This window comes from Rossellomorea oryzaecorticis, from assembly GCF_045897515.1.
Classification (GTDB): Bacteria; Bacillota; Bacilli; order Bacillales; family Bacillaceae_B; genus Rossellomorea; species Rossellomorea enclensis.
The window spans coordinates 36,390-53,613 of sequence record NZ_JBJOSA010000023.1 but is presented as its reverse complement, the minus strand read 5'-3'; the positions used below and the strand labels follow the sequence as shown (position 1 = coordinate 53,613).

Here is a 17,224-nt window from a genome sequence, read left to right as displayed (position 1 = left end):
GATTAAATCGTTGCGGTAAATCTAGAATTAACGTTGACGTATTGTCTTGTTTTGTTCAGTTTTCAAGGTTCAATTTGTTGCTTGCTTCGTTTGAAGCGACTCAACCATCATACCAAGTTTCAAGCGGTTTTGTCAACAACTTTTTTAAAAAAGTTTTTTTGGCTTTTCTATTAAATGAAGTTGTTCCGCGTCTCACTTGCGACGGTTTTTAAAGTATATCAACCATTTCGAGTTGCGTCAACAGTTTTCGATAAATTAATTCAAAACTTTTTAATAGAGTTTCATACACCCTCTCAAATACGCTCCAACCAGGGGTTACAATGCCCTTCCCCACCTGTCCCGGCACCCTTTTCTTCTATATAAAATAAAAGCCCCTGCACCTTTCTAAGGCGGAGGGGCTTTTAATACAAAATCAATCGATCTTGATGATGTCCTCATCGTTGCGATTCACTTTGCCTGTCTTTTCAAGAGTCACTTGCTGACCCTCTTTCAGGTTCGTGAATACAATCGGAGTCATAATAGAAGGAGCGTTTTCTTTGATGAAGTCTAAGTCTACTTCAAGCAGCGGTTGACCTGCTTCTACTTGGTCTCCCTCTTTTACAAGTGCCTCAAAGCCTTTTCCTTCAAGTTTCACTGTATCGATACCAACGTGGATCAACACTTCGCGTCCGTTCTTGGATTCAAGGCCAAGGGCGTGTTTTGTCGGGAATACATTTACGACTTTACCGTCTACAGGAGAAACGATTGTTCCTTCTGTTGGAAGGATCGCAAAACCGTCTCCCATCATTTTGCCTGAGAATACTTGATCAGGCACTTCTGTGATATCTTTGATTTCACCTGTGATAGGCGCTACAAATCTTTCGTGCTTTTCTTCTTCAGTTGTTTGAAGAGCTTCTGGATTCACTTCTTCAATTTGCTGTTCTACTTCTTCACTTGCACTTGTTTTTGCTTTGCGTGGAGCTTTACCGCGCATAATATCCTGTATTTGTGATTTCAATGTATCAGATTTCGGACCAAAGATCGCTTGAATGCTGTTACCCACTTCAAGTACACCTGAGGCTCCCAATTTTTTAAGTCTTGGCTTATCAACGTTTTTCGCGTCATTAACGGATACACGGAGACGAGTGATACAAGCATCAAGATGAGCGATGTTTTCTTCGCCGCCAAGCGCTTCAAGAACATTATATGGAAGTTCGCCTGCTCCACCAGCTGCTGCTGTACCTTCTTCATCATCGTCTTCCACTTCTTCACGTCCAGGAGTCATAAGGTTCCACTTACGGATGGCGAAACGGAAACCGAAGTAGTAAATGACCGCAAAGACAAGACCTACAGGGATAACGATCCATGCATTAGTCTGCGGGTTGATCAGACCGAATAAGATGTAGTCGATCAGACCACCTGAGAATGTCATACCGATTTTTACGTCCAACAGGTGCATGGTCAAGAATGATAGACCTGCAAAGATTGTATGGATCCCGAATAATACAGGAGCTACGAATAAGAATGAGAATTCGATCGGCTCTGTGATACCAGTCAAGAATGATGTCAAGGCAGCAGATCCCATGATACCCGCTACTACCGCTTTACGCTCAGGGCGCGCTTCATGGTAGATCGCAAGGGCCGCAGCCGGAAGACCGAACATCATGAACGGGAATTTACCAGTCATGAAGGTACCGGCAGTAAGATCCTGCACACCATCTTGGATTTGTTTCATGAAGATTGCCTGGTCACCACGGATGATGTTGCCAGCTTCAGATGTATATGAACCAAATTCAAACCAGAATGGTGAGTAGAAAATGTGGTGAAGTCCGAATGGAATCAACGCACGTTCGATTACACCAAAGATGAATGCTGCAAATGCTCTGTTTTCACCAAGCATGAAGTTTGAGAATGAGTTCAAACCATTTTGGATCGGCGGCCAGATGACAAGCATCAATAGACCTAACACGACTGCAGATGCTGCAGTGGCAATTGGAACAAATCGTTTCCCAGCGAAGAAACCTAAATAAGATGGCAATTCAATCTGGAAGAATCGATTGTACATATACGCTGCCAGAATACCGACGATGATACCGCCGAACACACCGGTTTGAAGTGTCGGAATTCCGAGGACAAGTGCATATGCAGGGTCTACCCCTTCACCTGTAACATCAGGAATGCCGAGTCCTTCCACGGTTCCCATTGTTACGTTCATGATCAAGAAACCGACGATTGCTGCCAGCCCGGCAACACCTTCACCGCCGGCAAGTCCGATGGCTACACCGACTGCGAAGAGCAGCGCGAGGTTACCGAAGATGATTCCGCCGGCTTGTTCCATGACACTGGCAACCATTTCGACTCCACCGTTTGAAAGGAATGGAGCTATTTCTAATAGTGTTGGGTTCTGCAAAGCATTACCAAATGCAAGCAGCAGCCCGGCAGCCGGTAAGATCGCAACCGGAAGCATTAGTGCTTTACCGACTTTTTGTAAAACGCCAAAAGCCTTTTTAAACATATGAGTTTTCCTCCTTTTGATAATTGGTTTTATTCAGCAGATTGGATGATAGCAAACAAGAAAAGCGCAGGCGCCTCATTCAGCCCCGACCAACGCTCTTGGGCCGACCAGTGAAGTCGTTCTTTGACTTCATTGGGCGGTCCGAAACGTCTCGAGGGGCTAGGCGCCGGAGCTGGCCATGAAAAAAGGCATGAGAAAAGAGGATAATGAACGTATAGGGATAGACTGCCCCAATTTACACGTTTCAATTATCTTCTTTACTCATGCCTGATCGAATCAGTAACACGTAAGATAGATAAGTACATTATTTAACTTTAGTCTGTATGCGCTGCAGATGCATCGTCAGATACACCGCTTCTGCATCATAAACAGGTTTTCTTAATGTTTGCTGCATCATCTTGATCAGCTTCCAAGATAGATTATAGCAGAGAGGGTATTCCTCTTTCAACAGTTTTGCAATTTTTTCTGGTTCCTCCACCCGTTCTTCGCGGAGGACGCGTTCGATTGTGTATCGAATATGACGGACCAGCCTCATATAGTCTACACTCTCTTTGTTTATCTTCACGTCCAGCTGCTGTTCGATCATGGTCGTCAGCCTTGATATCAACTGGGAATGCTGGTTCACCTCGGAAAGATCTTTATTCATCATCGCACTATGAATATGGAGGGCGATGAACCCGACTTCCCCCTCGGGCAGATTCACGTCGGTCATATCGTTGATCATTTCCACTACTTCACGTGCGATTTCATATTCAAAAGGATAAAGAGTCCTTGTTTCCACCAGGAAAGGATTCCGGATTTCCATGCCCCTCATCAGCCTGTTGATGGCAAAGAGGATATGGTCGGTCAGGGCAATATGGATGTGTTCATTCAAGAACGAATTTGTCCTCTCCCTTATAAGTTCGATGGCAGAGATGGTTACATTGGACATGTTCTCATCAAGGAAAGGCAGAAGGTTTTTATACTGCTCCTGTTCTTTCTCTCCTTTAAGGACGAACATTTTTTCGGCTATATCGTTTTGAATCGGATCTCCTTTTTTCCGGTTAAACCCGATTCCCTTCCCGATCAGCACGACTTCTCCGTAACTCTCATGTTCGGCGATCAGAACATTGTTATTCAATGTTTTTTTAACACTCAAAGTAGACATATGAATTTCTCCCCATCATTTCGACCATTTTCGACAAGTATCCGATTTCATGATTTTAACGAAAATGAACACATTTATCAATAATATAACTTCCCTTTGAGTATTACATTCTCTCCGTTTCCGTCACATCCTCTTTTTAAATGAAAAAACTGACCTCAAAGAGAGATCAGTTTTAAAGAATATGTTAAGCAATAAAAATGAAATACAGTACAAAGATGACGAACAGTCCGTACATGATCGGGTGGATTTCTTTCGTGCGCCCTTTGATCATCATCGTGATCGGGTAGAAAATGAATCCGATTGCGATACCTGTGGCGATGCTGTAGGTAAGCGGCATAGCAACGATCGTCAGGAATGCAGGTACTGCGATTTCGAACTTCTTCCAGTCGATTTCACCAAGCGATGAAACCATCAGGACCCCTACGATGATCAATGCCGGTGCTGTGACCGGTGCAGTGATGACCGCTAGGAGCGGGAAGAAGAAGATTGACAGCAAGAATAGAATTCCGGTGACGACTGAAGCAAACCCTGTTCTTGCCCCTGCCGCAACCCCCGCGGAAGATTCGATGTATGACGTAGTGGTTGAAGTACCCAAAATAGCCCCTACCACTGTCGCACAAGAGTCCGCGAATAATGCTTTGCCGGCGCGCGGAAGTTTATTGTTTTTCATTAATCCTGCCTGGTTTGCAACGGCAACAAGTGTACCAGCCGTATCAAAGAAATCAACGAATAAGAATGTAAGAACGACAACGAGCATTTGGATGGTGAAAATGCTGCCCGCATCGTTGAACAGCGGATCAAGCGCAGCCCCGAATGTCGGCGACAGGCTCGGCGCCGCATCCACGATACCTTTCGGAGTATCGATGAGCCCGACGATCATCCCAACGATCGCAGTCGCGACCATCCCGATGAAAATCCCGCCTTTGACGCCTCTTGTCATCAGAATGACCGTAATGACAAGACCAAAAATCGCAAGCAGCGTGTTTCCGTGTGTCAGATCCCCGATCCCTACAAGAACAGCATCATTATTGACAATGATTCCTGCATTCTGAAAACCTACAAATGTAATGAACAGCCCGATTCCTGCTCCAACTGCAAACTTCAGTTCTGCAGGAATGGAATTGATGATTTTTTCACGTATTCCGGTAAGGGTCAAGGCAATGAAAATCAACCCTGAAATTAAAACGCCTGTTAGTGCGGATTGCCAGGAAACACCCATAGTCAGCACAACCGTGTAGGCGAAGAATGCGTTAAGGCCCATTCCCGGTGCAAGCGCAATTGGATACTTCGCGAGCAGCCCCATGATCAATGAACCGATTGCAGCCGCAAGCGCGGTTGCCACAAATACCGCTCCGGCATCCATACGCATGCTGTCCGGCAGGTCCGGTACTGATTGAAGGGTCAACGTTAACGGGTTGACCACCAAAATATAAGCCATCGAAAGGAATGTTGTCAGTCCCCCGATTATTTCTCTTTTGTAGTTGGTTCCAAGTTGTTCAAACTGAAAGAAATTCCTCATATCCTTACTCCTCCCTCGTGCCGTCGCAGATCTCAAAATAAAAAAGCTCTGAACTACCGAGAGTTCAGAGCTTTGACTGTAAGATAAAAAACAGAAGGGACTTGCAGTAATACGAAGTCCATCTATCAATTACCTCGTAGTCAAGCCATTTACGGTAGCTTGGTAGAAACGCTCGGGCCCTATTCCCGAAATTATACGACGTAACAATTACTATTAAGATTTATTAAGACATGACTATTGTACCAACGAACACAGCCGCGGTCAATAGAAAAACCGAACATTTTATAAAAATAATTCATAAAATGTTCGGTTTGAGACACAGCAACCTTCCGATGGAGCTGATTTTATTTAGTTAAGAAGCTTATTCCCACTCGATCGTAGCAGGCGGCTTGCTTGTTACATCATACACGACGCGGTTGATGTGATCGACTTCGTTTACGATACGGGTCGAGATTTTTTCAAGAACATCCCAAGGGATGCGTGCCCAGTCGGATGTCATGCCGTCAATCGACGTGACGGCGCGGATGCCGATTGTGTAATCATATGTTCTCGCATCACCCATGACACCGACACTGCGGATATTAGGAAGAACGGTGAAATACTGCCAGATATCGCGGTCAAGACCGGCCTTCTTGATCTCTTCACGAAGGATATAGTCGGATTCACGCACGATTTCAAGCTTCTCTTCAGAAATCGCTCCGAGTACGCGGATTCCAAGACCAGGACCAGGGAACGGCTGCCTCCAGACGATATCATCCGGAATGCCAAGCTCTGAGCCCAATGCGCGGACCTCATCTTTGAACAATGTATTTAAAGGTTCGATCAGTGTGAACTGCATATCTTCAGGCAGCCCGCCAACGTTGTGGTGGGACTTGATTGTCTGTGCAGTCGCTGTTCCACTTTCAATGATATCCGTATACAGGGTACCTTGAGCAAGATAATCGATACCTTCCAATTTTGTTGCCTCGTCATCAAAGACATAGATGAATTCGTTACCGATGATTTTACGCTTCTGTTCCGGATCGGATACACCTTTGAGCTTGTCCAGGAATCTGTCCTGAGCATCCACTTTGATCACGTTCATATTGAAGCCGTCAGCGAAAGTTTTCATGACACTGTCCGCTTCCCCTTTGCGAAGAAGGCCGTGATCCACGAAGATACAAGTCAATTGATCGCCGATCGCTTTATGAATCAGGACTGCTACGACAGAAGAATCCACTCCGCCGCTCAATGCGCACAGAACTTTTTTGTCTCCGACGACCTGGCGGATTTTATCCATTTCCATGTCGATGAAGCTTTCCATCGTCCAGTCGCCTTCACAGCCGCACACTTCGAATACGAAGTTCTTGAGCATTTCATTCCCGTGTACAGAATGGCGGACTTCCGGATGGAATTGTACAGCATACAGCCCCTGCTCTTCGTTACTCATTGAAGCAATCGGGCATGACGGGTTTGTTGCGTTCACTTCAAAACCTTCAGGGGCTTCTACAACAAGATCCCCGTGACTCATCCAGACAACCTGCTCATCTTCAAGGCCGGAGAAAAGCTTCGATGTTTTCTCGATATTGATGGCAGCCTTCCCGTATTCACGGTGCTTGGCGCGTTCTACTTTACCGCCGAAATGCATCGTCATCAGCTGCATGCCGTAGCAAATGCCGAGGATCGGGACATCAAGGTCGAAGATACGTTCATCACAACGGAACGAGTTTTCACCGTATACACTGTTCGGACCACCGGAGAAGATGATCCCTGTCGGATTCATTTCCTTGATTTCTTCAAGGGTGATGGTGTGCGGGTGCAGCTCGCTGTACACCCCGAATTCACGGATTCTTCGTGTGATCAACTGATTATATTGACTTCCAAAGTCTAAAACGACGATCATTTCCTGATTATGCAATTCCTCTTTACCTAGCATTCAGTTCACCTCATCCATTTATTTATCTCTCTTTTGTGTATGATTCCCTTACCATCCACAAATACATCCTTTTTGTTAGCAATTCCATAAAAAATTGTGTTCTGTGTCCAGCCCTAACCGAGACCGTTCCATTCCGCTGCAGGCACTTGCTTTCCGCGGGGAGGAAGTCGAGCCTCCCTCACGATAATGGTAGGTTACTTAAAATATCTTTGTTTTTCTCCGGATTTCTTAAGTGTTCAACAGAAGAGACACGGCATGGCCAAACAGATACATCCAAATTTAAATATATCTGGAAACACACGCGGCACTTTAATAAACCGGAAAGGATAATTTCCAATAATAGGTACTAAAATATGATTGCACCTTTGGATCTCCACAAGCGACATGGTGGTGGACCCTCCCATTTCTCTCGGCGTCTATGCGCGTAAATTCCTTCGTTCGACCTGACCATGTGTGGATGCCGGATATGCTCCTCGGGTGGGTCTATGCCCTAATGCTCGGAATGGTGACCGGCTTATCCGTGCTTCGTTTGACTTACTAAGAAAACGTTAAAAAAGACTAAAGTAGAATGTGTAACCAATAACCTATTACCTGTTAAGCAGCCTGCACTTCCGTAATGTGCGGGATATCCCGAAGCATGCGTTCTTCACTAAAGGCACACTTCCGTGTCCCCATCACAAATAGAATTTTAATCAGTTTACGACCTAAAGCGACATAAGACTGTTTCCCCTTTAGAGGATTGTTTCTTCGATGTTTGTAGTAATTGTGTAAGGCCTTGAACCCTTTATTATGAAAAGCTAGTGGGCGAGCGACTTGATATAAAATGGTGCGTAATCTCCGCCGCCCGCGTTTTGTGATGGTCGTTTGTCCTTTATGTTTGCCTGATTGGTTCATCATCAAGTTGAGTCCTGCTAATTTAATAATTTGTCGTGGATCTCTATAGTTTGAAAGGTCACCAATTTCGGCAAAAAAGCCAACGACTGTCATAGGCCCGACACCCTTTATAGCCATCATACTATCGGCGCCAGGAACCATTCGAACAAGCTCTTCGAGTTCTTCTTTAAGGGCTTCTAGACGAGAGTTTAGTAATTCATACTGATCCACAAGATAGCGAAGTTCTTCACGAGCCATCCGAAGACCAACGGTCAGTCCAATACTGGAGGCAGCTGCCTTTTTCAGTTGGCGCATACGCTCTATGCCAACATTTTTTGTTACTGATGTTTTCACTTCTTTCAGAAGTTCATCTTCTGCCTTATGTTGAAGATCTTGTGGGAGATATCCACACTTCAATAAATATAAAGCTGTTTTCCCATCCCACTTTTTAAAGACAGTTAAGAATTCAGGAAAATAGCGATCCAGTGCATTATGAATTTGAGCCTTTATGGATGACAAATCTTCTTGGATGATGTCAAAAAGTTTGACTCCTTCACGTAAATCGGCATACAACCCCTCAGGTAAGGTAGGCTCATGATAACGACCCGCTCGCATGACTTGAGCGATGACTTTCGCATCCTTTGTGTCATTTTTGGTGGGCGAATCATCATCCAGTTCTTTTGATTTTTTCACCTTCATCGGGTTTACCACAACGGGGCTTTCACCATGAGTTTTTAGAAAGTAGGCTAGATTCATCCAATAATGACCTGTAGGCTCCATACCGATCAACAAGTTGGGCCGGGATGTTTGTACGCTTAAATCCTTCGCCCACTCGAGTAACAGTTTGAATCCTTCTTTTGAGTTAGGGAATATCAGGCGCTTGGATAAATCAATTCCCCGATCATCAATCGCCCTGGCAACATGCTTATGTTTGGCGATATCAATTCCTATAATCAGCGTTTGTTCATTAATTTGCTTAAGTCGTTCATTTTGTGTAAAATCCATAATTGAAGTCTCCCTTCGGTACTTAATTCGAGGTCATGCATGACACTCTCTATCGTACCAGGGGGGCTTTTTTTATGCACATCGCAAAAACTTCGATATAAACGCAATTTACTTTATAACAGGAATGCTCCTCGGCGTTCCGCCTGTGGGGTCTCGACTTTTCCTCAATCTTCCGTCGGAGTCAAGTGCCTTCCGCTCCAATCCACTCTGAGGTAATATTTAGAGAATTTCTTCCAAAAACCTCCACATAGCTTGCTTGTTTTAATTGGAAGCCAACAGTTGTTATATCTTGTTCCAGCTGTTGATTGGAGTGCAAGACGAAGACTCCTGCGGGAGAAGTGACCAACGTGAGACCCCGGAGGCGATAGCCGAGGAGGCTCACGGGTCACCCGCGGAAAGCAAAGTCTTGCACGGAAATCAACAGCGGCAATTAATGGCCAAAAAAGCAAAAAAACTAGACTCCGCCTGTATAAAGGCAGGATTCTAGTTTTTGGGCATACGTTGATGTCTAAATAGAACACTGCCTTCATAGTCCAGTCATTTACGGTGACCGGGTAGAAACTTTCGAACCATATTATCGAGGATATACGAAGGATGCTAACGAACTCTATTATTAAGTTGACATCATTTTAAACCTTGTTGATGAAGCGGTCAACCAGTTGTCTTTTTAATTAAATTTTCCCATAATTCTCTCATCTTCATCCAATCTTCTTGATCTGGCTTATGACCATACAGCGTACGCTCATAACGGTTGGTCAGGCTCGTCATCTCATAGGTTCCGAAGAACGTATCAATGTAACGGGAATACCCGCGCAGGGTCTGGCCGTCCTGCATTTTTAATCCATATCTGCCTAATTGTTTCACAAGGGAGATATATGCTTCAGAATAGATATCTTCAGACTTTCTCCTTCTGTAATAAACAATCAGGTAATACGGGAGCCAGCGCCTTCTGAAAATATAGGCCAACACCGCTGCAAGCACCAGCAGTAAAAATCCGACCAGTATTTTACCCCAGTTCTCGGCGAAGAAGGTTTTGATCGTTTCCCAAAGATCCTTGAAAGAAAAACCTCCGCCTGCCGCTTCATCTTCAGTTTGCTCCAGCGGCTTTTTAGGTGTTTCTTCTTTTTCAGGAATCGGGGCCTGATCTTCATCTGTATCCGGTACATCGAGGTCATACTCATAGGCAATGTTATTGCTGAAGCCGACGGTCGGCTCAAACGGTACCCAGCCCACTTCGGGGAAGAATACTTCCACCCATGAATGGGCGTTGTTATTCGACACCTCGTAAAGCTTGTACTGAGAATCGATCTGCCGTCTGTATTCCCCTTCTGTATACCCCTTTACCCAGCGGGCCGGGATACCGAGGGACCTGACCATGACAACCATCGAAGTCGAGAAGTTGTCGCAATACCCCCTTTGAGTTTCAAACAGGAATTGATCGACATAGTCCTGATCTTCCTCAGGTACCGGGACGTCGAATTGATCGTACACAAATGCCTCTTTTTCAAAATACCCTTCAATGGCACGCACCTTGTCATACCAGTCTTTTTTATCCTGCGTGATCTCCGCAGCCAAGTCCTTTACACGCTGCGGAGTGGAAGCAGGGATTTGCGTATAGCGCTCGACAAATTCAGGAACCTGCATCGCTTCCTGTCCTTCGTTTGCCGCTCTCATCCCTTTTTGGGAATAAGACGGCTGGCGGTAAGTGAGTGCATATTCACTTAAGTTTACAGGTTCACCCTTTTCATCGAGACTTCTTATTTTCTCTTTTACCGGCAGGAATTCAAAATTGCCCTTTTCGTTGCCGATCACATTTTCAACCCCGTATGGATAAACCACATGAGAGTACCCTTTCTCGATTTTCACGTTTTCGGTTTCGAGGTCGCGCTCCTCATCTTCAGCCGTGAATGAGAACGGAAGCTCTTCACCAGAAGCGAACGGGACACCATCCTCTTCATCCAAGGATTGCTCCCATCCTTTTCCGGTATACATATCTTTGGTCTCGATCCTCCAATAATGTTCCCTGGTCACTTCGGACGTGAAGACAACGGTCGGATCGCCGATGAACGGTCCCCCGAGCTGGGAATCGTCAGTATCGTACCCGAGCCTGTTTACACCGCTCAAGCCTCCGGATCCTTCCGCAAATGATTGAATATAAGGTACCGGATCCGGCCACAGCGGATCGGCTTTAGGTGCGGCAAACGCCACAATCGAGCTGACCCCGAGCATCACGGTAAGCGGCACGATCCAGCGGTGCCTGTTCATATTCGCTGCCAGCCCATTCAGTTTCTCACCCTGGATCAACCGTTCAAGGGCGAGGAGCCCCATCAGCAGGAATCCAAATACAACGACCCGTATGATCGCGCTGTCCCCTTCATACTCCGTGAACGTATCGATGACGCTGATATAGGTGACCGTCATGATATAAAAAAGCAGGATCGCTTTCCTGACCGACAGCCAGTAATGAATCAGATACGTCATCAGCCATAGGAGAATGAAGAACAGCAGGCTGCGATACACAAATGATAAACCGGACCAGTCCCTGCCCAGCGTCAGGCCGAGGTTCCGCCACACATCCTTTACAAACTCACCCAGCCAGGCAAGTTCCAGCAAGGAACCTTGAAAATAAAGGGCATGCAGGGCGACCAGGATGAACACGGCTTTTACCGTACCCGACAGCAAGAAGTGGACGCGGAAATAAGAAAGTGTCAGAGCAAGCAGAATGAACATGATAAAGTACGATAAATCACCGGTATCGGTGACCACCTTTAGCGGTTTCAGCCATTCCCATAAAAGCAGGAATCCGAATAGATAGATCAATATGGAATAAAATCGATTGCTTGATGCTTTTCCCTTCATGCCCGCTTCACCTCCGCAAAGGCTGATGAGAAGTCCCCGTCATAGCAGGCCTTCAGCCAGATTCCTCGTGAGGCCGCATAAGCTTTCAACGCTTTTTCCTCATCAGTATAGGACTCGCCCTTTGCCTTCACCAGGAAAATGACGACTGAACTGCTGCGCTTTGTATAATTGTTCACACTCATGATCATTTTTTTCGAAACTTCAGCCGTTACGAAAAACACGGCCGCGGACTGCGAGTAATTCAATCCTTCGCCCTGGAGCACTTTCCCCAGCGCAAACCGGCTGTCAGGCTGAACCTTCGCCAGATGATAGAAGAGCTGCCCCTGGTGTTCTTCTCCGCCCCTGATCGGGAATGATTGATGATCCTCACCGATCGACACCAGACCGACCTGCGCTCCTTTTTTGATAATGGAGCGAATGACGGATGCCGTGAAGGTGACCATCGGTTCAAAGGCCGCGGAATACTCACGGTCGAGCACGATGAGCACATCATGGGACTGCCTTTCTTCAAATTCCTTAGTCATCAATTCATTTGTCCGGGCGAACGACTTCCAGTGAATCCATGAAAAACGGTCACCAGGCTGATACGAACGAACACCCGTCGCCATCGTCGTATCCTTCTGTATTTTCACATTCGATGAGGTCATCCCCTGATCGTAGCGGTTCTCAAGCGGCCTGTATTGAACCTCTACAAATGAAGGATAAACTAGGAGCTGATCCTTGCACTCAATGACCGCTTCTTTTTCAAATACCCCGAAAAAGTCACCGGTTTTAAGGCGTACCGCGGAATAAAGATGTTCACCGCGTGGGAGTTCATCTATGAAGTAGGACAGCTTCACTTCCCTCCTGAAACCGGGGTAGATCATCGATTTCGCTTTTTGAAATGCTGACTGCCTGAATAAAGATTCCGTCACGACATCTTCAAGCACCATATAAAATAACGGAAAAGGAACCTTCCTTCTCAGCGTCAGCGTCACCTTCAATTCATCCCCCGCTTTGTATTCAAGCGACTCGAACCTTCTCTCCACATAAAAATCGGAAAGCGGATAAAAGAACACAAACAGTGAATACAGAGCGAAAGGAATGAAGCTGTAAAAAAGGAACCAGCTCACAAATCCCCCTTGAAACATTGCGTACGTAAACGTGATGGCAATCAATAGAAGAAGAAGCAAAAGCTTGCCGATCGGCTTTAGTATCTGAAGTTTGTTCTTCATGCTATCTCACTAGCCTTTGAACCGGTACCGGGATGCGCGCCATCACCCGCTCCACCACTTCTTCCGGTGTGATCCCCTCATAACGGGCTTCCGACTTCATGATGATCCGGTGGGCGAACACAAATGGTGCGAGGAATTGCACATCATCCGGAATCACGAAATCCCTTCCCCTTAAGAACGCATAGGCCTGACACGCCTTCATCAGCGCAATCGATCCACGCGGACTGGCTCCAAGATAAACATTCGCATGGATCCTCGTGCGGCCCGCTATATCCACGATATATTTCTTAATGGTGTCATCCACCAGTACTTCCTTCACTTCTTCCTGAAGATAACGGAGCTCTTCAAGGGTCATCACAGCCTCCAGCTCATCAATCGGAGGGTTCTTCTGTGCGCGGTGAAGAACTTCCATCTCTTCAGCCGGCTCTGGATATCCCATTTTCATTTTTAAAAGAAAACGGTCTAGCTGGGCTTCCGGAAGCGGATAGGTCCCTTCATACTCGATCGGATTCTGTGTGGCCATAACGAAAAACGGCTTATCCAGCCTGCGCGTGTTCCCGTCGATCGTCACACTTCCCTCTTCCATCCCTTCAAGAAGCGCCGACTGCGTCTTCGGGGAGGTACGGTTGATTTCATCCGCCAATATGATATTTCCCATGATCGGTCCCGGCCTGAAGCTGAACTCCATCTCCTTCGGATTATAGATCGATACCCCGATCACATCCGACGGAAGAAGATCCGGCGTGAACTGGATCCGCTTGAAGCTTGCCCCCACTGATTTCGCTAGCGCCCTGACCATCATCGTCTTCCCGACTCCCGGGACATCCTCAAGCAGCACGTGACCGCCGGCGAGTAACGCCACCACGCTCAACTCTGCCACCTTTCTCTTTCCTATCATGACTTTCTCTATATTTTCAACGACGTTCTGCAATTTCGGATTTACTACTTCCTGTGTCATGCGACCCCTCCTGAATCCCTTTTATATGTTTTTTCTCTCTAACTATTAATACTTTCGTTTCGTTTTCCAAAAATCCTCCATTCCGGGTGAAAAATAATACGAATTTTTAGGAAATTTGTCATACGGATGTGCTTGGCATCATTTTTTTCAGCGGAGCAGGTGAAGTTGGTGGTGATTGTTTCGTGGATTTGGGCTGCGGCGGCACGGAATCTTTGAATTTTGAACGATAACCTTTTAATTTCACTGATTATTCTTCGAATTCGGCTGGAAAATCTTTTAATTTTGACCAAAAATCTTTCGAAAACAGGCAATAATCTTCCAAATGACGTTTCGACCACGATTTGACACTCCACTCACCGTACGTACCTGCCCCAGCCGTGCCAAAACAAAAAAAGCCAACTCTCAATCATATGAGAATCGGCTTTTCATTAGTCTCATTTCCAAAAATCATCAAACACCGTAATCGGCAGATGACGCTTATGCTGTGATTTCAGGTAGTGTTTCTCGATTGTTTCCCTGGCTTCCTGCGGCACTTCTTTCCCTTCCAGGAAGTCATCGATCTGATCATAAGTGACACCGAGTGCTTCTTCATCAGGAACAAGCGGCTTGTCCTCTTCCAGGTCGGCCGTCGGCTTCTTATTGTAAAGATGCTCAGGGCAACCAAGCTCTATCAAGAGTGATCTCCCCTGCCGTTTGTTAAGACGGAAAAGGGGTACAAGGTCAGCCGCTCCGTCACCGAACTTCGTATAGAATCCTGTGACAGCTTCCGCTGAATGATCGGTTCCAAGCACGACGCCATTTTTCATTGCAGCAACCGCAAACTGAACCTTCATTCGTTCACGCGCTTTTTCGTTTCCTTTGACAAAGTCGGACATCTCCATGCCTTCCTTTTTCAAGGAAGAAAAGCTTGCATCCACGGCCGGCTTGACGTTGACGGTCATGGACACGGATGGCTTGATGAATTCCACGGCGTCGATCGCATCCTGGGCATCACCCTGCTCGCCGTATGGAAGGCGTATTCCGTAAAATGCATACTCATCCGATCCCGCTTCCTCGTTCAGTTCATCAACGGCCATCTGGGCAAGCTTCCCTAATAAGGTAGAGTCCTGTCCGCCGGAAATGCCGAGCACCATACTTTTTAAAAATGAATGCTTTTTCAAATAGTCTTTCATGAAATCGATGCTTCGTCGTATCTCTTTCTTTGGATCGATTTCAGGCGACACCATCATTTCATCAACGATTTGTTTCTGAAGAGAATCCATAGTTTCACACTCCATGTTAGGTTTTATCACATTATATCCGTTTATGTTACCCAATCACAAATCTAATTACCTGGCTGAGTGAAATCTTTCCTTCACTTCAGCCTTTACTTTCTGAATGAGGCTCATCTTATTCGTCCAGCACTCATCGCTTAAGTCCACCGGATATTCTTCCGGATTCATGGAACGCTTGTACTCATCCCATAACAAATCAAGATTTTCATTGACGAATTCCCTCATCACTTGAAGCGAAGGTGTTTCATATACGAGCTCACCATTTTTGAATACGTCAACATGAAGCTCCCTTGCTTCAAAATTCGTCACGAACTTGCTGATGTATGTGTGAACCGGGTGGAACATCTTGAGCCGGTCTTCATGCTGGGGATCTTCATGCTCAAGCGTGATATAATCCCCCTCTGATTTATGATTAACCTTATTGATGATCCGATAAACCTTTTTCAATCCTGGAGTGGATACTTTTTCCGCGTTACTTGAAATCTTGATGGAATCTTCCATCTCACCTTTTTCATTCTCGATCGAAGCAAGCTTGTACACCGCACCAAGCGCCGGCTGATCGTATGCCGTGATGAGCTTCGTGCCGACACCCCATACATCGATCTGGGCTCCCTGCGCTTTCAAGTTCAATATGGTGTACTCATCCAGGTCATTGGATGCAATGATCTTCGTTTCGGTAAAACCGGCTTCATCCAGCATCTTGCGGGCTTTTTTGGATAAGTAAGCCATATCCCCGCTGTCGAGGCGGATCCCCTTGAAATTGATTTTGTCCCCAAGCTCTTTCGCAACCTTGATCGCAGCCGGCACTCCTGATTTCAGGGTGTCATACGTATCAACGAGGAACACGCAGTCCGTATGGCTTTCAGCATATTTATGGAAGGCCGTGTAATCATCCTGATACGCCTGTACCAGTGAATGGGCATGAGTACCCGAAACAGGCATTCCGAAAATCTTCCCTGCTCGCACGTTGCTGGTCGCATCAAATCCACCGATGAACGCAGCACGCGTACCCCAGATCGCCGCATCCAATTCATGTGCACGGCGGGTACCGAACTCCATCACCACTTCATCATGGACAACCTGCTTGATCCGGTTCGCCTTCGTCGCAATCAATGTTTGATAGTTAACGATATTGAGAATCGCCGTCTCTAGAAGCTGGGCCTGTGCAAGGGGCGCTTCGATCCGCAAAAGAGGCTCATTGGCAAAAGCAAGCTCCCCTTCCTGCATAGAACGGATTGTCCCGGTGAAGCGGAGGTCACGTAAGTAATTGAGGAATTCCTCCTCATACCCCAGTTCACTCAAATACTCAATATCACTCTTACTGAAATGAAAATTCTTCACAAACTCAATCACACGTTCCAATCCGGCAAACACCGCATATCCATTACCAAAAGGCAGCTTTCGAAAGAATACCTCAAAAACAGCCTTTCGATTATGGAAATCATCATCCCAATAGGCCTTGGTCATATTTATCTGATATAAATCTGTATGCAAAGCTATGCTGTCATCTGTAAAATGTGTCATGATTTCTCTCCTTCTGCATTCCAACCGTTAGTCAATAACACCATTGTTTCTATTCTACCCAATTATAGCGGTTTTTCCGAATGTTTTGGCTGTGGAAGTGCTTCTATGCAGAATACAAATTGTTTTGAATTATGAAAAATCTTGAAGACAGACTTCAAGATTTTAAACAAACGTTTGATTAAAAACAATAATTACAGACAGTGTACCCTTTCAGCTTTCTGCAAACTTCCCTTGAAAGAGAGTTTTGTATTATTTCCAATTGAAAGCACCCCATTATTTTGACCTTTATTTTCGAATCATTTTAATAGACACTTTTTGATAGTTTTTATCCCCTCTAACTATTGGTTTCATTTTCCATTTATTGAAGCTTGTTGTCCAGATTTATAAAGTTATAATTTTATATAGAAGTAATTGTATGATTTTTCATACTTTTACAATAAAA

Annotated in this window: 12 protein-coding genes and 2 riboswitches; of the genes, 1 reads left to right on the top strand and 11 read right to left on the bottom strand. The window is 45.7% G+C overall.

Translation table 11 applies throughout. From position 1 onward, the window contains the following. A partial coding sequence (locus tag ACKA06_RS18885) for a hypothetical protein (protein WP_411160384.1) occupies positions 1–212 on the top strand: 212 nt, incomplete at its 5' end. Positions 213–412: 200 nt separating this feature from the next. On the opposite strand, the gene ptsG is transcribed toward ACKA06_RS18885, so the two are convergent. The 11 genes from ptsG to ACKA06_RS18830 form a co-directional block, all read right to left on the bottom strand. Continuing rightward, complete coding sequence (ptsG, locus tag ACKA06_RS18880) at positions 413–2,494, bottom strand: glucose-specific PTS transporter subunit IIBC (RefSeq protein WP_032085377.1); 2,082 nt, start codon at positions 2,492–2,494, stop codon at positions 413–415. Between the two features lie 304 nt (positions 2,495–2,798). After that, positions 2,799–3,641, bottom strand: coding sequence for a glucose PTS transporter transcription antiterminator GlcT (gene glcT, locus ACKA06_RS18875; RefSeq protein WP_032085378.1), 843 nt, complete (start codon positions 3,639–3,641; stop codon positions 2,799–2,801). A gap of 184 nt (positions 3,642–3,825) precedes the next feature. Then, positions 3,826–5,160, bottom strand: a complete 1,335-nt coding sequence (locus ACKA06_RS18870) for an NCS2 family permease (RefSeq protein WP_032085379.1) — start codon at positions 5,158–5,160, stop codon at positions 3,826–3,828. 117 nt (positions 5,161–5,277) lie between these two features. Beyond that, a riboswitch (purine riboswitch) is annotated at positions 5,278–5,379 on the bottom strand. Between the two features lie 142 nt (positions 5,380–5,521). Then, positions 5,522–7,075 (bottom strand): glutamine-hydrolyzing GMP synthase, encoded by a 1,554-nt coding sequence (gene guaA / locus ACKA06_RS18865; protein ID WP_411160383.1) that lies wholly within the window; start codon positions 7,073–7,075, stop codon positions 5,522–5,524. 594 nt (positions 7,076–7,669) lie between these two features. Continuing rightward, positions 7,670–8,953 carry an IS110 family RNA-guided transposase gene (locus tag ACKA06_RS18860; protein WP_411160382.1) on the bottom strand — a complete coding sequence of 428 codons (1,284 nt, stop codon included), beginning with the start codon at positions 8,951–8,953 and terminating at the stop codon, positions 7,670–7,672. Between the two features lie 509 nt (positions 8,954–9,462). Beyond that, a riboswitch (purine riboswitch) is annotated at positions 9,463–9,564 on the bottom strand. Between the two features lie 40 nt (positions 9,565–9,604). Next, positions 9,605–11,812 carry a transglutaminase TgpA family protein gene (locus ACKA06_RS18855; protein ID WP_411160381.1) on the bottom strand — a complete coding sequence of 736 codons (2,208 nt, stop codon included), beginning with the start codon at positions 11,810–11,812 and terminating at the stop codon, positions 9,605–9,607. Next, on the bottom strand, positions 11,809–13,026 hold the full coding sequence (locus ACKA06_RS18850; protein ID WP_058300072.1) for a DUF58 domain-containing protein: 1,218 nt from the start codon (positions 13,024–13,026) through the stop codon (positions 11,809–11,811). Before ACKA06_RS18850 ends, ACKA06_RS18855 begins: the two co-directional genes overlap by 4 nt. A 1-nt stretch (position 13,027) precedes the next feature. Next, the gene (locus ACKA06_RS18845) at positions 13,028–13,984 is read right to left on the bottom strand and encodes an AAA family ATPase (RefSeq protein WP_058300071.1); all 957 of its coding nucleotides are present in this window, start codon (positions 13,982–13,984) and stop codon (positions 13,028–13,030) included. A gap of 38 nt (positions 13,985–14,022) precedes the next feature. Continuing rightward, entirely contained in the window at positions 14,023–14,322 is a 300-nt protein-coding gene (locus ACKA06_RS18840; protein ID WP_197669957.1) for a hypothetical protein, read from the bottom strand. 96 nt (positions 14,323–14,418) lie between these two features. Then, a complete protein-coding gene (nadE, locus tag ACKA06_RS18835; RefSeq protein ID WP_197669956.1) occupies positions 14,419–15,246 on the bottom strand; it encodes an ammonia-dependent NAD(+) synthetase in 828 nt (275 codons plus the stop codon). Positions 15,247–15,312: 66 nt separating this feature from the next. Continuing rightward, positions 15,313–16,782, bottom strand: a complete 1,470-nt coding sequence (locus ACKA06_RS18830) for a nicotinate phosphoribosyltransferase (RefSeq protein ID WP_064563595.1) — start codon at positions 16,780–16,782, stop codon at positions 15,313–15,315. Between the last annotated feature and the right edge of the window lie 442 nt (positions 16,783–17,224).